The organism is Ruminococcus sp. zg-924, assembly GCF_024433635.1.
In the GTDB taxonomy this organism is placed as follows: Bacteria; Bacillota; Clostridia; order Oscillospirales; family Acutalibacteraceae; genus UBA7067.
On record NZ_WNJZ01000008.1, the window covers coordinates 43,616 to 58,847 of the forward strand.

The window sequence follows — 15,232 nt, forward strand, 5'->3', positions numbered from 1 at the left end:
TTGCGCCAATTTACCATATGATTTCAATAATCTTTCGTAAAATATCGCAACATCTTGCGAAAACATATTATCAACTTGTTTGCTGGGATATCTGTTATTCTTTCTTTCTGCTGTAATATGCTTTCAGATGGGAGGTTCACCTTCTCCTGCCATGATGACAGGTACCACCTGTCACCAAAAGGGCACAGCACCCTCTTGGCGGCAGGTGTATTTTTCATTCCGTCAATGATTGCGGATTTTATAAAGCAGGCTGCTCTTTCCGCCTTTGGTGCGGTATCGCTGCTCCGTTTCAAGGAGTCCTGCTTTTCTCAAATCCCGCAGCGCTCTGCGGACAGTAGACTGCGACAGCTTGAGTTCTTTTGCAATAGTAGGAATTGCAGGCCAGCACTCGCCGTCCTTATTCGCCCTGTCCATAAGATAAATATACACGGAGATTGCCCGATGGGGCAGCTCCATGCGGTATAAAAAATCAAGCCTGCCCATCGGACTTTACCTCCTGTTCCTGTGTAGTGACCGGCTGATGACTTCTGCGGCTTCTCGGCGCCGTCTGCACAGGCACACCGCCGCTTCGCCGTTTCTCCTTATCCTGTGGCCTTGCTGACTTTGGATCGTTCTTTTCTGCTATCTGCTGATCCTGACCGCCGGATACGCCGCTTTCTTCAGGCGGAGCCAGAGGCTCTAACAGTTCCGGGTGGTACTTTTTCACAATGCCGTCCAAGATATCCTTCTTTGCGGCATACTCCACCTTGCGGTTGCCCTGATCCGGTATCTCGTATGGGTGCTTTTCATCAAACTGAATGCCCCACTTGAAGAACAACTTCAGTTTGACCTTCATGGGATAGAAGCCGGTTTTCATCACCACAAATTGGCCTTTGGGCATGGATTTCAGCTCGTCCGGCGTCATTAACGGTCTTTCTATCATCTGTAGGGATTCTGACGGATCGTTCTTGCTCCGGCTGACGGAGCCGGACATAACGGTTCGGCTACCCAGCGCTTTGGAGAGGGTTTCCGCTGAGCTTGACTGGGGCGCAAAGCCGCCGAAGATGGTGAGCTGGGTGTTGTCTACGATGATCTCCGCCCCTTCCTTGCCGTAGTTCTTTTCGAGCTGGGAAAAGGACTGAATAATGGGTACGATCTGCAAGCGTCTTGAACGGGAGGCGGAGAACATCATCTCGGCAGACTCGATTTTCGGTAGCGTGCCGTACTCATCGCAGAAGAACACACAGCGGTTTTTCAGCTTGCCGCCGTTCTCATCCGCAACCGCAAGGATTTCCCGATAGAGCTGCTGGATGATCAGGCTGATCATGAAAAAGGTTGCCGGATTTTCCTCCGGCATAATAATAAACAGCGCAGATTTCTCCTTGCAAAACTTTTCAGCGTCAATCTCCGTATCAAAGCAGAGAATTTGTTCCAGCTCTGAATCAAGGAAAGCGTTCAGGCGGGACAGCGCCGTGGACATGACGGATGCCATACTCTGTTCGGCTGTATTCAGTGCCGCACCCGCAAACCATTTCGCCTTATGATCGTTGGGAAGCATCTCCATGAGCTGCTGAAACTGATTTTTGCCTTTCTTACCGGAGGGGGCGAGCAATTCCTGAATGATTTTGAACACCGATACGATGTGCCGCTGTTCCGGTCTGCAGAATTCCGCTACCAGTAGGATGGTTGCTGTGAGTAAGCCTTCGGCCGCATCGTAGAAATAGGCGTTCTGCCCGAAGGATGCGGCATCCATTCCCGACAGGATAATGGTTTTGGAGATGATTTTGGCGTATTTCTCGCACCGTGCCTTGTAGACCAGCTTGTCAGGATTCGCCTGATACAGATCCATATACTTGTTTACGAGGTGCAGGAGGTTATTGCCGTTGCTCCTTGTGGGGTTTCGCAAATCGATCACCGATACATGGTAGCCGTAGTCCTTGGCGATCTGCCCGTAGTTTCGCATGATATCGCCTTTGGTATCGGTGGAGAGCCAGCTCATGCCGGAGGCGCAGGCATACTCAATGCAGGGATACAGCCAGTAGGCGGTTTTACCGACACCTGCCGCACCGATCATCAGCGCATGGACATCTCCGGTATCCACCATTGCCGTCGTATTTCCGGTGCATCCCACAACAATGCCCTGCGGAAGCGGTTCTCCCTCAGCGGTAGTCGGCGCCTTACCGTTCTTTGCCTGCTCACGCCATTGCTCCGGCGTAAACGGGATGTGCCGGTAGGTCTTGCGGATTTCCCGCTTGGTTGCCCAGCGAGCTGTGCCATGCTGACCGTCGCCCACCGTCCGGCTTTTGATATTGTTCAGACTGTAGATGTGGGCAAGCAAGGTCACGCCGCCGAGGACGGCGAACATGATCGCACCCACTACAATCAGCAAAGTGATATTGCCCGTCATAAGGCATCACACTTTTGAGGGTTATTTTATCACTCCATTCCTTTTAGTTTTTTCTCTTGCTCATAACATCGGCTGCATACATTCTGTTTCTTCCTCCATTTCTTCTGCCGGATATAGCAAATCCTCGTTCCAGTCCTTATGGATCGGTACGAGGATTTCATGTTGAATGCCCTTTGTGAAGAGCTTATCGCTGATTCGTTTTGCCGCCGCCTGTCCCGGCTCATCGCTGTCAAGGCACAGATACACCTTTTGAATCTTTGGGTTATCTTTCATCATCTGCCACAGCACCTGATCGGATACACCGCAGGCGGCGGCATAGCTGTGAGCCTTCCATCCGTTCTTGTGGATAGAGATAAAACTCAGCATATCGATAGGCGCTTCAAAAAGATAGAGCCTGTCGCTTGTGCCGTGCCAGTGAAAGCTGTACTCCGGCAGGCTGCCGTCCTGATTTCCTTTATATGCGCTTTCCGATCCGCTGCCCCGTTTGTGAGCGTGCCTTGGAATCCCATCCTGATCGAATCCAACGAATATGGCGTTATGATAGTCTGCTGACTCATAAATCATGCCCTTGTGTGTGAAAGCATAGAGAACATCCCGATCAATGCCTCTGCGGTTCAGAAGGTAGGCAAAAACCCGCCGCATATTTTCATTCTTTTCCGGCAGCGCAAAAGGTTTTGCCGGTTTTCTCTGAACGGGCGGCGAGACGGTCAGCGTACCGCCGCAGCCACCCAGCAGGTATTCCATTGCCTCCGGATAGGATTTGTTATAGAACCTGCGGACGAAGTCAATGGCGTCGCCGCCTTTCTGATCGTATTGGTGAAACCACAGGTTTCCCCGGACGGTTACCTTCTGCGAGCCATCACGCCATTCCAGCTCCGAGCCGGAGCGCTTGAGCGTTTCGCCCTGCCTTCGGAGCAGATCGGCAATGTCGGTCTGCCTTGCAATCTCTTTTTGTTCATCAGTAAAATGAATATATCCTGTAGACAATTTTCTTCCTCCTATCCTTGTTTCATGCCCAGCGCCTCTTTCTTGTCCCGAATTTTTCGCAGCAGTTTCTTGTCAATGAGCGCGCTGCCTTTTCCTCTGCGCTCATCCTCCAAGCGTTTTTGTATGATCCGGCTGATGTGATGCAGAAGCCGGAAGGTTCCCATTGCCGCCGACCAATTTCGGTTGCTCCGAATGCTGTGGAGAAGCTGTGCAGCATATTGATTGCCGTGTTCGGCAGCCGATACGAGATACGCCATCGCTTTCTCATAGTCACACTCGATATCCTTGCCGTAGAGATAAACCTTGCCGAGCTGGTATTCTGCATAGTCATTTCCGTTCTCGGCGGCAATCTCAAAATTGCGGATCGCTTTCCTGATGTCCTTGGCTGCATCCTCGGTGAGTCGTAACTTTCCGGCAAGGTATGCGGCGTAGGAATTTTTCTGTTCGGTTGCTCTTTCGAGATAGTTGATGGCTCTCTCCAAATCCCGCGGAAGCACTTCACCCTTGTAGAACATCTTTCCAAGCAGATATTGTGCAGGAGCGAAGCCTTTGTCTGCCGATTCGGCGAGCAGCTTGATCGCTTCGGGAATGTTTTGCAGAAACAGCTCGCCGTCAAACAGATTCTTGCCGAGTGTATATTTAGCATATCTGTTTCCTTGCGCGGATGAACGCCGGAGCAGATATTCCGCACGGGACAAATCCTGTTCCACATCTTCACCCTTGAGGTATGTCTTGCCGAGCAGATATTCCGCATACTGGTTGTGTTCGTCCACCGATTCCTCCAGCCAGTGCAGGGCGTAGTCCACATTTTTGGGTGCCTCATCGCCGTGCAGAAACATTTTACCGAGACGGTATTTTGCAACACCGCAACCGAGCTTTGCTGATTCGATCAGATATTCAACCGCCATATTCGGATTGTAAGTCCTGCTGTCTTTGTCGAGATACTCTTTCGCCCTACTGTAGTAGTTCCACATGAGAGCTGCTTTTTCTTTTGCTGTGAGTATAGGCTCCGCCTCGATATCGCTCGGTTCGGGATCGGGAGCAGGCTGTTCCTCAGTCTCTTCTATAGGAGTGCGGTCGGCTATAATATTCATCGCTTCCTGAATGACAGTGTTTTTGATCGACTTGAACTCCGTATTCTGCGAGAGAGGCACACGCTCCGGCAGTTCGTCTGTATAAGTGCGGATGATTTCTTCACGCTTCTCGTACCACAGATCATAGAGTGCGGCGATCCGTTCATCGGCGGAAAGTTCATCTATAATGGAATTGATGATTGCTTTAACATCCGCTTTCAGATAGCCGTACACCTTCTTGCCTGATGTCTTGGAAAGACGGTCGGCAAGATTTAGAAGCAGTTCTTCCAGCTTCGGATTGTCATAGACTCCACTGTTAATTTTGGATACGATCTCTGCAATTACCTCATGGCTGTTCGTCCGAAGTGTATTACGATGCTCGGTCTGTTTTTCATAAATGCTGATTAAGTCCTGTGCAAAGATATCCTTGGCGAAGGAGGAACGGAGCGCATTCACTCCTTTGGGGGACAGATATCCCTGTCCTTCCGCTGTGGAGTAAGCGATCAGATGCACATGGGGATGATGGCTTTCGTTATGAAACGCAGCAAACCATTTCAAGTTCTGCATGGGGATATTGAGGTTCGCGGACAGCGCTTCGGTCTGTGAGCGAAGCATATCCCGCCATCGCTCTCCTGTATTGAAGCCCAATCGTTCCGCATCTTCACGCCGAAGGGAGATGATCGCCGTCCACACATTACCTTCATGCAGATTCAGTTCCTCGGATACCTTCGAGAGATTGACACTTATTCCGTCATCGGTAAACAAGCCATGCGATCCAAATCGTTCCGCTCTTGGGCGGGTAGCAATGTAGTCGGCATAGGTTTTGGAGTTCATCATCTGTGAGGCGTTTTCTTCCATCGTTCGTGTAATGAATTCCGAAGCAGTGCCGACTGTTTTGCTTTGCAGATAGTCCTCATACTCCAAACTGTTTTTGCTGTCGGGAAAATCACGGAGTATTTTTGAGATGAGGTGCTTCTGATTTACCGTGGCAGGCTTCAGTTTGAAGGACTCATCGATCTTATCTACGCCTTCACGGGTAGCAATATATTTTGCATAGCCGCCGGGCGACAGCTTATCGCTCGGTTTCAGATATTTGAATTTGGTAACGAGCCGAGCCATTATTCGCCCTTCTGCCAGTCGAGCGCATCTTCAAACGAGAAGGAACCGTTGAGGCGTTTGACCTCTTTTACGCACTCTCCGCGCAGCCGTTCCAGTGATAACGGATCGATGTCATTGACTGCGGCAAATAGATTTTGCAGGATAGCGATCTCCACCGCCAGTTTGAACAGCAGTCGGCTCTGTTTGTTATCGCTCTCGGCTGCAATGCTTTTCATGTTGGAGAGGAACGCATTGGGCAGGTAGGATGTGTCTTCCTCCGCTGTGACATGACCAACATAATACCGGATGGCTCGGTCGATGAATTCCGATTGACTTTTGCTTTTGTCCTTCCGATAGTTGTTCTTTACAAGCTCCAATGTGCTTGGATATGCCCATAATAAAAACTTTTTCTTTCCTTTTGGAGCAGGCATAGCATCACCTCCTTCATATTCTGCAACCCTGCTTAAAACCTCCGTACATTCGGCGTTTATCCGTAGTGCAACCCATCCTTTTTCGTGGTATCGCTGTCAGCAACCCACCCTGTAAAATGCGAGTGTAAAACCCCACAAATGCTCTTGCGGTCGGCATTGCCGTCCGCTGTGAAAGAGAGGTGGGTGCATTAGCAACCCACCTCTCTTTCACCTGCTTGATTTTCGACCCTCGAAAATCGAGAGAAGCGCCCGCAAAACCGCTCGGTTTTTCCTTGTGTGAAACACGTCCGAAACGGGGCTTGAACGGCGGTCTGTGGGCGTTTTCCCAACCTCGGTGGGAAACTCGCCACACAGGGTGACACAGTGGCTCACAGGGGCGACATCCGCGCTCCGCTACATCTGCATCACCGGGGCTTCGTCCTCATCCTCGTCGAAGGCTTCGTCCTCGGTTTCCTCCGGCGGATCGATCTCTTTTCCGGCGAGGGCTTCTTCGAATATTTTTTCTCTGCTGTCAGTTCCTCGGTAGTTCGAACGGTGTGCCTTGAACGCTGCCACCGACAGATCCCGCAGGCGGTAAGACCACCATGCGTTGTCGCTGCTTTGGCAGGTGGTGACCGTTCCCGCATCAAGATCGTAATCCGCTGCCACCTTGATGCGGTGGTCGTTCGGCATTCGGTCGCACAGTTCTTCATACTCGTCTGCGCTGATATGCTCCACCTCACCGAAGGCATCGGCGAAGGCTTTAGGATTGGAACTCAGTTCACCTCGGTCGTACAGGCGGTAGCGGTACGCCGTGGACAGCAGAGAGTCGAACAGCTCGCTTGTAAAATATCTATCGCTGCCGTTCTCACGAACGTGGAAGACGCCGAAGCGACGTCGGGCTTCTCGCTCGGCATTCTCAGCCGCTTCAATCTGTTCCAGCTCCGCTTCGATAGCGAGTTGCTTTTCGGGAGGCACGAGCTGGTCATAGAGGAATGCGAAGTGTTCGTTCAGCTTATCCTCCAAGGTCAGACCGTCATCAGCGAGTTCTTCCTCTACGGCTCGGAGGTGCAGTTCGTTAAAATACAGAGTTACCTCAACGTGATTCATCCGTTCTGCACCTCCTGACCGCCAGCGCCCACAGCAGAGGAAGGAGAAGGCTTCGGCTTTTTCGGTCGCGCAGCCGGTGCGGTCTGTGTACTGCCGGAGCGCATCTCAATAAAATCACGAACACCGGCAGGCACGGTTTTGGTATACAGGGTGTCGAGAGATTTTTCCAGCTCAGTTTCCACCTGCATATTTTTCTGTGCAAGGTACATCTTCAGCGCCGACAGCTTCTCATCGTCAAAGGTAATGCTTACAGTTGTTTTCTTCATATCGGTTTCGCTCCTTTCTTCTGATCACATGATTTGCATGGGTTCTTCATCATGCGCCTGCTTTGGTGAATCAGAATTTACCCATCGGTCATAGTCGTTTTCAGAGCAATGCCCCGCCAGCATGAAAGAGAAGTCCCGAAGCCGTTCTGCGGGGCATCCGGTCAGTCCGATCTGAACACCGTAGGAGCCTGCATAGATAGAGGTCACCCTTGCAGAAAGCACATCCGACCATTCGCGCCTGCCGTCCTCCGTCAGCGTATCTTGATTCAGTTCCACCACGGTTGCCAGCTCATGATCCTCATCACTGTCGCAAAGGTGAACATCATATAGGTTGCAGCCCATGAGAGAAAAGAGGCTCATCACTCCCTTGATGCCGCCCTCCTGACAGTTCTCGCAGTATTCCATGTGGTAGGTCATTTCAATGCAGTCCTCAGTCATGATCAGCTCACCTATTTCTTCTCTCTGCTGTAATTCCTCCCGAAGCAATCTGCCCATTCCGTTGCGGCTCGTTATGGTGGTACTGTCGAAATGATAATACAGCTCGTCATAACTGATCGACCATTTGCCGTTCTCGGTATGATCCGTTCCTTCTCGAATACAGTAATCTGCAAGGCGGCGGATATGGTTTTCAAGCTGCTCCTTTGCGTCGGGAACAAAGGCGGGGATGCCTTCATAGGCTCTCTCCGATAGATCCACTATTACGCCGTCTTCATGATCCTCACTCACCGTTAACAGGAACAGGTGATTTTCTGCGAGGCTGCGTTTTCCGCTCGGATCGAGAGTCATACTTTTCAGCTTATCTCGGTAAGCCTCATATGCCTCGCCGCCCAATATTAAAACCTCTGTGATAAGGTATTCCTTTTTGTTTCCTGTTGTAATATGCATTCTTTTTCACTCCTAAGTCATGGTTTGTTCCATGCCCTCATTTTCTGTTTCATCTTCATGGACATACGGACAATAGTTATAAAAGAAATCGAGCGTCACCTTGTCCTGCCCCATACAGAAATCCGCAACGATATCCGAGCTGTCATAAAGATAGCGGCTGACCATATTCCGCAGATCAGCATCGGTTTGCAGATCCACTCCAAAGCGCTTTCCGATATTTCCATAGGAGACGATCCAACTGCCGGAGATGGTGCTTTCCGTTCCGCCTTCAATCAGCCAGTCGGCAATGGTCTGTGCATACTGCTCCCGGTCAAAGAATGGTGCAAGGGATTGAAAACCGACCTTCCGGATTTCCTCATCGGTCATGCCGATGGTTTCGGAAAGCGTATTGTACAGCTCCGCACCGTTTTCACTTTCACCCAGCCAGCACACCAGCCTGCCCACCAATTCTTCCGTCCGTTTCTGCTTTACTTCATTTTTGGATTCCAACAGTTCATAGTAGTTTTCATCCACATATTTTATAATCCCAGCGGTGAGCGCCGCATCCGATGTGTCGGGGATTTCATATCCTTCCGCAAGGCAGAAGTTGTCGAGCCGGTTGGCATACTGATCATCGCCTGCCGAGTAAATCTCGCAAAAAAATCCCTCGCAAATCTCATCCCGGCTTTCAGCGCTGTTATACCGTTCCACGCCGCTGTCGGGGCAGGAGGTGATTTCAAATCCGCGATGTCTCATCCTGTTGTTTCCTCCGTTTCTTCAATATAGGTGATATACGGTACCTTGAGCCAATGCGTCCAACGGTTGCCGGATAGCTGTGTTTTCACAACGCCGTATTGTGTTCCCATTGTCTCGATGACTTCACCACCTCCGATATAAATGCCAATGTGACCTTCATGCCAAACGGCAAGCCCAGGGATTTCGGGGATAGTATCAATCGTTCCTTTCTCCGAGGCATATTCATACATGGTGTCTGCGCCGATATCGGGCATTCCGTTTGTTCCGTATTCCACCTGATGGGTGTCGGGATTCAACCAGCCGTAGCCTTTGATCAGCCCAACGCAGTCTGCTGTTCTACTGCCCAGCCAGTTCGCTCTAATGAAATCCGCATAGCCGCCCACCTCGTCCGGGTACTGTTCCAGCTTGTAGTCGAACAGGGATTGGTCGAAAACCTCGCCGTAGGTTCCCCATACATAGCCCCATCCGGCTTTCTCCGCCTCAATTGCCCACTGCACAAGATCAAGGTTGTTTTTCGTAGTAGGATCGGTGTAGCCGGAGGTGTCGATATACACAGCACGAATGGAATTCATAACCTTTCCGAAATCCTCGGCAGTAAGTGTTGTTCCGAAAGCGGCATTGACGGCGGCGATGAGTTGCTCATCTGTCTGATCTTCTGCAAAGCAACCCACCAGCTTTGACACAAATCCATCCTCCGCGGCATAATCGGAAAGCGCAAGCACATACAGCACCTGCGCTTCCTTTACCCGCTGATCGTCAAAGCCTGCGGCGGCCATTTCATCCTCAATGGCGTACATGGTATCCTCTACGAACTGGAGCTTTGCCTTTTCCTCTGCGGATAGATTTTCCACTACCATCGTCTGCAGACGGTCGGTGTCGATATTGATATCTCCATTGAAAATGCTGACTACAGCCACAATGGGCATGATAATGATGATAATAATCCCCAGCACAATCCCGCCGATGGTTTTCAGCACTTTGGGATTTGTAAGGATGGCTACGGCAATTTTCTTTAGGGCGGCGGCAACTGTGGCGCTCATCGCCCGCCAGCCTTCCCGAAGATGGCGGATTTATAGTCGGGAGCGATAACCTGAAGCAGATACCGTTCGTTTCCGCATCGATACAGGCAGGTACCTCTTTCGGGATATTTTATCAGCTCATATTCGCTTGGTTCGAGCTGCAGGGTATCGATAAAGGCTTTGGCATCGATGGAGCCGGGGTTGAACAGGAACTGATGGGTAGGGATGGCAAACAGAGGCTTTGTCAGCTCGCAGACCTCCGGCATGAGGAAATCGTTGATGTTCTGACTGGCGATCAGGATAGCCGAGTCCTTTTTGCGCACACGCTTCATGGCATTTCGGATATACTCAATGGCCGTCTTGTTGGTGAGGTACAGATACAGCTCATCGATGGCGGCCGCCGTGTTTCCTTTGCCGAGGAGCTGGTTGCTCATGTGGGAAAGGAGATTGAACAGCATGGCGTCCTTGAGCCTGCGGTTGGTATCCATGAGTCCCTTCACGCCGAAGCACAGGAAGGCGTCATCGGTGATGTTGCTGTGGCCGTTAAAGTATTTACTTTCCGATCCCACGCACATGGAGTGGATGCCGAGGCATACCTCCTGTAGTGTTTCCTCAGTGTAGAGGTACTTTCTTCCTCTGTCGTAGGTCATGAATTCTTCCTCGCAGAGCTTGTACAGATCCTCCATGATGGGATAGTCGGTGGGCCTCAGCTTGCTGTAATCGGTAGAGTCAGTGATACCGAATCGGGCGTACAGTTTGGCGAGCAGAATTTCAATTGTATCAATCTGCACATCGGTAAAATCCTTATAGGCTCTGAAAAAGTCCTTGAGATAGGCGATGTGCTGGCTGAGACGAGTCACCTTGCGAAATGCAGCAGGGGTGTTCGGATCGCTGTCGCTGTCACCTCCATCACTCCATGCTTTTGGTTCTAACGGATTGACGATATACTCGCCGGACATAAAATCGATATAACAGCCGCCGAGGGCTTCGGTCAAATCCTCATATTCCGCCTCCGCATCCAGCACAATCACCGATTTGCCGGATTCCCTGAGATTGGTCAGGACGAGCTTTAGAAGATAACTCTTGCCCTGACCGGAGTTTCCGAGGATGAGGATATTGCTGGTGGTCTTGTCCTCCGCGCGGCGGTCAAAGTCTACAAGGATATTTGTGCCGTACTTATCTCTGCCGATATATAAGCCTTGCGGATCGGTCTTGCCGCTGAAATTGAAGGGATACAGATTTGCCACCGAGCTGGCGGGCAGGACTCGCTCATATTGCGCCCCGAACTGATTGGCGCCTACGGGCAGAACAGATAAAAATCCTTCTTTCTGCCGGAGCGTCAGCCTGTCCACCGAAATCTTGGATCGGGTAAGCTCCATTGCGATCTCGCTTTGCAGCTCCTTTAACGCATCCATATTGCGGGCTTTTAATTCGATAAACACCGAACAATGCAGAAGCGGCTCTTTATTCTTTCTGAGATTGGCAAGCAGTTCGATCACATCCTGCAGATTGCCCTCCGCTTCAATGGTTTCGTTCACATCGTTGCCGCCGGACATGAGCTTGTTCTTGCGGGTAGCGTTCTGAATAATTTTCCGCTGCTCCATGCTTTCCACCAGCCTGTGATAAATGCGCAAGGTCACGCCGCTGCGGTCTGCAAGCTGGGAGAGAATCGCCTGTTCCTCTGTAGAGGGGGGATATTCCCGAATTACCCACACGCAGCGGTAGCTGTCACCGAGAATATAATGGTCGGACATAAATTTGACGGTGCCGGGGAGAATGCAGTCAAAGAAATCCTTTGTACGGATGACTTCCATTTCCGCGGGAGTGAGTACCTTTGGTTTTCGTTTGAACATTGAATTACCTCCTGACTGTCGCTTCGCAGACAGAAGGGTGCAAAAAATCAGCCGTCCTGCTGTCTGCAAAACGACTGATCTATTGAATATTGCTTATTGAATTTCTGTGGCGATAATGAGCAGCCTGCCGTTTCCGCCGCCGTAACAGGTGGAGAGGACAAGGCACCGCTTTCCCTCAAACAGTTCACCGCTGATATTCTCATACCACTTATCTGAGGTATCGGTGATTTTTACTTCGGATACCGTATAGCAAAGCAGCCCGTCTGCAGTCTGAAATTCGATAATCGGATGATCGGCACAGAACGCCGGATCGGTATAGCTTTTCAGTTCTCCGAACATTGTCCCGTTTTTCATGTTATGGCCGTAGATGAGCAGATTCCCGCTGTCAGGGCTGCACCGGTAGTCCAAAAACGGGACGCCGCTTTGACTGTATTCGCCGTAGAAATTCATGCGCAGGTATTTCTGCGGATTTCTCGGCGTATGCATCACGGGATAGTTCACCGCCGTATCAGGGATACACAGCCAGCCGATGCACTCGCTGTTCTGCTCAAACAGCGGCGACAGATCCCGCAGGGGTTTCTCCGGTTCTGTGGCTTCGCTCGGCTCCGCGGTTTCCGCAGGCGGCGGCTCCGATGTGATGGGCGGATTTGTCACCGGCATTTCTACCAACTCCGCAAGGGCATCGAAGTCCTCTTTTTCTTTCTGCTGTGAGGACAGTTCCCGGTAAATCATCACCCCGGAGGTGAGAAGAAGCGCCGACAGCAGAACAGAGATAATCGCTATGCTAATCTTCCGTTTCCTCGTCATCGTCTACCTCGTAGAACTGTTCGCCATCCGCATCGGGCATCTGATCCCCGTTCATGCTCGCCTCGAAACAGATGGCAAGGAAGCGCTTGATCTCCGCTTTCTTCATCCGCTGTACTTCGAAGCCCTGTTCGGAGATGACCTTTTCGGTGCGGTTGGCAGTCTGAAAAATCTGCTCCTGCTTCATGCCCTTGCAGCGCATGATGAATAAAAACTGCCTTGCGGTTGCCATTTCCGCCTGCACATGATCGAGCATTTCCACATCCTTTTTCAAGACCTTCCGCACCTTCGGATTCTGTTCCTCCGAGAGCCGCATCTGCAGATAGCTTTTGTTATCGTCAAAGCACTCACAGGAGTCGGTACAGGTAATTTCCACATTGGGGATAGCAGACAGCACCATCATCAGGTGACGGATTTTGATTTCAATATTGGTATGGGACAGCACCGAGATGTTGGTCGGGGAAACAAGGTAAAAGAGCAGTTCACCCTTTGCCGTTTCCAGACCGTATTTGGTAAATGTTTTGATCCCGATTAGCTCCTGTGTGGAGCGTCCTTTTTTCTTTCTCTGCCGGGTTTCTTTTGCTTTTGCCACAGGCTCACCTCCATTCAAAGTATTGCTGGGTTGATATAAAGTACCGCACGGCGTATCGGATGAAATCGAGGACGGTGGTATCGTCCATGCGGATCGTCAGAAATCCGAAGCATAGGGTTACCGCAGCCGGAATGAAAAATCCAAGCTGCACCAGCGCCACCACCGATAACAGTGCGGCGATACATAAAATCGTAAAATCCCGCAGTCCCCACAGCCACAGATTGGCTGTGGCCTTCAGGTTCTGCGGATAGAGATAGGTTGTCATTGAATTCCTCCCATCGTCATGTCACTGTCTAAAAGCTCATTATGAAGATCATCCGTATCATAGAAATTTTCACAGAATTCTTTCGGTGTCTGATGGTATTCCTTCATCATTTGCGCTGCAATCATATCCTTAATGAGCTGCGCCTCGCCTGCAGTCGGCTCATAGTCGAAAAATTCGCTTCCGTTATCTCTGCTGATCTCGCATTCCAACCGGAGCGTATCCACAAAGGGATTATATTTGCCATAGAGATTCAGCCATGTGCCGTCTTCATCATTGATATGGATACCGAATTTTTTATCCACATCGAACCAAGTCTCGATATACACCGTAATTTCCTGCCCGATATCGCAGTCTACCTCCATATCCCGGTCGATAGCGATATCCGAGCGTTCCAATTCGTTGTTTTCTTTCATACAATACCTCCGCTTATTTTGCCGCCCGTGCCACACTGCGCGTCAGGTTGACCGCTGTGGTGGTGGCGTGGACTACGCTCATCATGTTGACTCGGACGGAGCTGTCGAGACCGAACTGCTGGGCAATCCTCGGCACCTCATTGGCTGCAAGCATGATGCCAAGCCCCAACAGCATATTACCGGGGAAGGTTAAAAGCCCCAAGAACAGCAGGGTTGTCTGCATAAACGCTGTTAGGCAGATGGCCGCCACCTGCTTCATCCATTGATTAAATCCGTCCTGATAGCCTCTCGGCACCGAGAACATATACAGTGCGCCCACCGACATTTGAATTAACAGAATGCCGCCGCGCTTGATATTCGCAAAAAATATCTTGATAACGCAGTAGGCAAAGGCAATCATGGCAAGAATGTTGAACAGGTTAATACTGATGTTATTTGCTACGGAGAAGCTGCCCTGCAGTACGGATGTGCTTTCACCGGCAAGATCAATGGTTCTGCCGCCCGCAAAGATTGCGGACAGGTCATGGGAAAAGGTATTTTGCAGGCTGATACAGAATTTATATAGCTCTACCGGCACGATGCCGATGAGGGAACAGGCGAAGAAGCCCTTCAGGACATTGATCGCCGTGGTCTTGATCGTTGCCCTGCCGTTTTGGTACTCAATAGCCGTATCAAATACAGCGACTACCGTGCCTGCCACAAAGAGCGCCCAGCCGAACAGGGTGAACAGCTTAATGGTGGCCTGCACCCAATCAAGTCCGAAGATATCTGCGCCCATGTTGCCCATCATGGTGAAAAAATCCGCAACAGCACCGTATATGGTTTCATAAAACCACTGGAGCATCGTGTTCCAGATGGCATTGGAAATCTGCTGCCCAAGTGTATCGAAGACACCGCCGATGGCGTCGCCAATTCCCGAAAAAATATCTCCTAACCAATCAAAGATAAGTCATCACCTCCCGTTGTATTCAAACGCAAAGCAGGCGGCTTTCGCCGCCCGTTCTGCGTATCGTTGTTCAATGCTGAATATCCAGTTTTTCTGCGCCGAAAATGATCTCCATAACCATCCGTCCGCCCAATCGGAATCCCATGATGAATCCGTCTGCGTTCTCACAGGATGTCAATTCGTTATAAGCGTCTGCGTATTCTTTGAACAGGGCTTTGCCCTCGTCACCAAGCATAGCTTCTACTTTCGGCTCCAATTCGTCAAGCCTGCTTTCAATTTGCTTTTTCTCCTGCTGGCAGTCTTCTCCGTCCACTTTCAGATCAAAATGCCCAAAGTATAGTGCTTCCAGTAAACTGCGCATTTCATCACCTCCTTGTCAAGCGCAACACT

General features: G+C 50.6%; 17 protein-coding genes. All 17 read right to left on the bottom strand.

The genetic code is table 11. The features are described from left to right. Positions 1–222: 222 nt before the first annotated feature. The gene (locus tag GMA13_RS05105) at positions 223–483 is read right to left on the bottom strand and encodes a helix-turn-helix domain-containing protein (protein WP_255883083.1); all 261 of its coding nucleotides are present in this window, start codon (positions 481–483) and stop codon (positions 223–225) included. Next, complete coding sequence (locus GMA13_RS05110; RefSeq protein ID WP_255883084.1) at positions 470–2,386, bottom strand: type IV secretory system conjugative DNA transfer family protein; 1,917 nt, start codon at positions 2,384–2,386, stop codon at positions 470–472. Before GMA13_RS05110 ends, GMA13_RS05105 begins: the two co-directional genes overlap by 14 nt. A gap of 60 nt (positions 2,387–2,446) precedes the next feature. Beyond that, positions 2,447–3,373 (bottom strand): DUF3991 and toprim domain-containing protein, encoded by a 927-nt coding sequence (locus tag GMA13_RS05115; RefSeq protein ID WP_255883085.1) that lies wholly within the window; start codon positions 3,371–3,373, stop codon positions 2,447–2,449. A gap of 11 nt (positions 3,374–3,384) precedes the next feature. Continuing rightward, positions 3,385–5,565 (bottom strand): MobP3 family relaxase, encoded by a 2,181-nt coding sequence (mobP3, locus tag GMA13_RS05120; protein WP_255883086.1) that lies wholly within the window; start codon positions 5,563–5,565, stop codon positions 3,385–3,387. Continuing rightward, the gene (locus GMA13_RS05125) at positions 5,565–5,975 is read right to left on the bottom strand and encodes a hypothetical protein (protein WP_255883087.1); all 411 of its coding nucleotides are present in this window, start codon (positions 5,973–5,975) and stop codon (positions 5,565–5,567) included. Before GMA13_RS05125 ends, mobP3 begins: the two co-directional genes overlap by 1 nt. A gap of 393 nt (positions 5,976–6,368) precedes the next feature. Next, entirely contained in the window at positions 6,369–7,064 is a 696-nt protein-coding gene (locus GMA13_RS05130; protein ID WP_255883088.1) for a hypothetical protein, read from the bottom strand. Further along, positions 7,061–7,330 (bottom strand): DUF6103 family protein, encoded by a 270-nt coding sequence (locus tag GMA13_RS05135; protein WP_255883089.1) that lies wholly within the window; start codon positions 7,328–7,330, stop codon positions 7,061–7,063. Before GMA13_RS05135 ends, GMA13_RS05130 begins: the two co-directional genes overlap by 4 nt. 24 nt (positions 7,331–7,354) lie before the next feature. After that, complete coding sequence (locus GMA13_RS05140; RefSeq protein ID WP_255883090.1) at positions 7,355–8,215, bottom strand: hypothetical protein; 861 nt, start codon at positions 8,213–8,215, stop codon at positions 7,355–7,357. Between the two features lie 12 nt (positions 8,216–8,227). Continuing rightward, a complete protein-coding gene (locus GMA13_RS05145; protein WP_255883091.1) occupies positions 8,228–8,950 on the bottom strand; it encodes a hypothetical protein in 723 nt (240 codons plus the stop codon). After that, complete coding sequence (locus tag GMA13_RS05150) at positions 8,947–9,867, bottom strand: hypothetical protein (RefSeq protein WP_255910559.1); 921 nt, start codon at positions 9,865–9,867, stop codon at positions 8,947–8,949. Before GMA13_RS05150 ends, GMA13_RS05145 begins: the two co-directional genes overlap by 4 nt. Positions 9,868–9,986: 119 nt before the next feature. Continuing rightward, complete coding sequence (locus GMA13_RS05155; RefSeq protein ID WP_255883094.1) at positions 9,987–11,822, bottom strand: VirB4 family type IV secretion system protein; 1,836 nt, start codon at positions 11,820–11,822, stop codon at positions 9,987–9,989. Positions 11,823–11,915: 93 nt separating this feature from the next. Further along, the gene (locus GMA13_RS05160; protein ID WP_255883095.1) at positions 11,916–12,476 is read right to left on the bottom strand and encodes a class B sortase; all 561 of its coding nucleotides are present in this window, start codon (positions 12,474–12,476) and stop codon (positions 11,916–11,918) included. A gap of 130 nt (positions 12,477–12,606) precedes the next feature. Then, the gene (locus GMA13_RS05165) at positions 12,607–13,218 is read right to left on the bottom strand and encodes a hypothetical protein (protein WP_255883096.1); all 612 of its coding nucleotides are present in this window, start codon (positions 13,216–13,218) and stop codon (positions 12,607–12,609) included. Between the two features lie 4 nt (positions 13,219–13,222). Continuing rightward, positions 13,223–13,483 carry a hypothetical protein gene (locus GMA13_RS05170; RefSeq protein ID WP_255883097.1) on the bottom strand — a complete coding sequence of 87 codons (261 nt, stop codon included), beginning with the start codon at positions 13,481–13,483 and terminating at the stop codon, positions 13,223–13,225. Next, positions 13,480–13,896 (bottom strand): hypothetical protein, encoded by a 417-nt coding sequence (locus GMA13_RS05175; protein WP_255883098.1) that lies wholly within the window; start codon positions 13,894–13,896, stop codon positions 13,480–13,482. Before GMA13_RS05175 ends, GMA13_RS05170 begins: the two co-directional genes overlap by 4 nt. Before the next feature lie 13 nt (positions 13,897–13,909). Next, positions 13,910–14,842: a conjugal transfer protein TrbL family protein gene (locus tag GMA13_RS05180; RefSeq protein ID WP_370687056.1), complete on the bottom strand. Its 933-nt coding sequence runs from the start codon at positions 14,840–14,842 to the stop codon at positions 13,910–13,912. Between the two features lie 70 nt (positions 14,843–14,912). Beyond that, positions 14,913–15,203: a DUF6809 family protein gene (locus GMA13_RS05185; protein ID WP_255883099.1), complete on the bottom strand. Its 291-nt coding sequence runs from the start codon at positions 15,201–15,203 to the stop codon at positions 14,913–14,915. Positions 15,204–15,232: the final 29 nt, after the last annotated feature.

Bases quoted from the DNA above. Each gene is read 5' to 3' on its own strand.
- GMA13_RS05105 (WP_255883083.1), bottom strand. From the start codon at position 483: ATGGGCAGGCTTGATTTTTTATACCGCATGGAGCTGCCCCATCGGGCA.
- GMA13_RS05110 (WP_255883084.1), bottom strand. From the start codon at position 2,386: ATGACGGGCAATATCACTTTGCTGATTGTAGTGGGTGCGATCATGTTC.
- mobP3 (WP_255883086.1), bottom strand. From the start codon at position 5,565: ATGGCTCGGCTCGTTACCAAATTCAAATATCTGAAACCGAGCGATAAG.
- GMA13_RS05125 (WP_255883087.1), bottom strand. From the start codon at position 5,975: ATGCCTGCTCCAAAAGGAAAGAAAAAGTTTTTATTATGGGCATATCCA.
- GMA13_RS05130 (WP_255883088.1), bottom strand. From the start codon at position 7,064: ATGAATCACGTTGAGGTAACTCTGTATTTTAACGAACTGCACCTCCGA.
- GMA13_RS05135 (WP_255883089.1), bottom strand. From the start codon at position 7,330: ATGAAGAAAACAACTGTAAGCATTACCTTTGACGATGAGAAGCTGTCG.
- GMA13_RS05140 (WP_255883090.1), bottom strand. From the start codon at position 8,215: ATGCATATTACAACAGGAAACAAAAAGGAATACCTTATCACAGAGGTT.
- GMA13_RS05145 (WP_255883091.1), bottom strand. From the start codon at position 8,950: ATGAGACATCGCGGATTTGAAATCACCTCCTGCCCCGACAGCGGCGTG.
- GMA13_RS05155 (WP_255883094.1), bottom strand. From the start codon at position 11,822: ATGTTCAAACGAAAACCAAAGGTACTCACTCCCGCGGAAATGGAAGTC.
- GMA13_RS05170 (WP_255883097.1), bottom strand. From the start codon at position 13,483: ATGACAACCTATCTCTATCCGCAGAACCTGAAGGCCACAGCCAATCTG.
- GMA13_RS05175 (WP_255883098.1), bottom strand. From the start codon at position 13,896: ATGAAAGAAAACAACGAATTGGAACGCTCGGATATCGCTATCGACCGG.
- GMA13_RS05185 (WP_255883099.1), bottom strand. From the start codon at position 15,203: ATGCGCAGTTTACTGGAAGCACTATACTTTGGGCATTTTGATCTGAAA.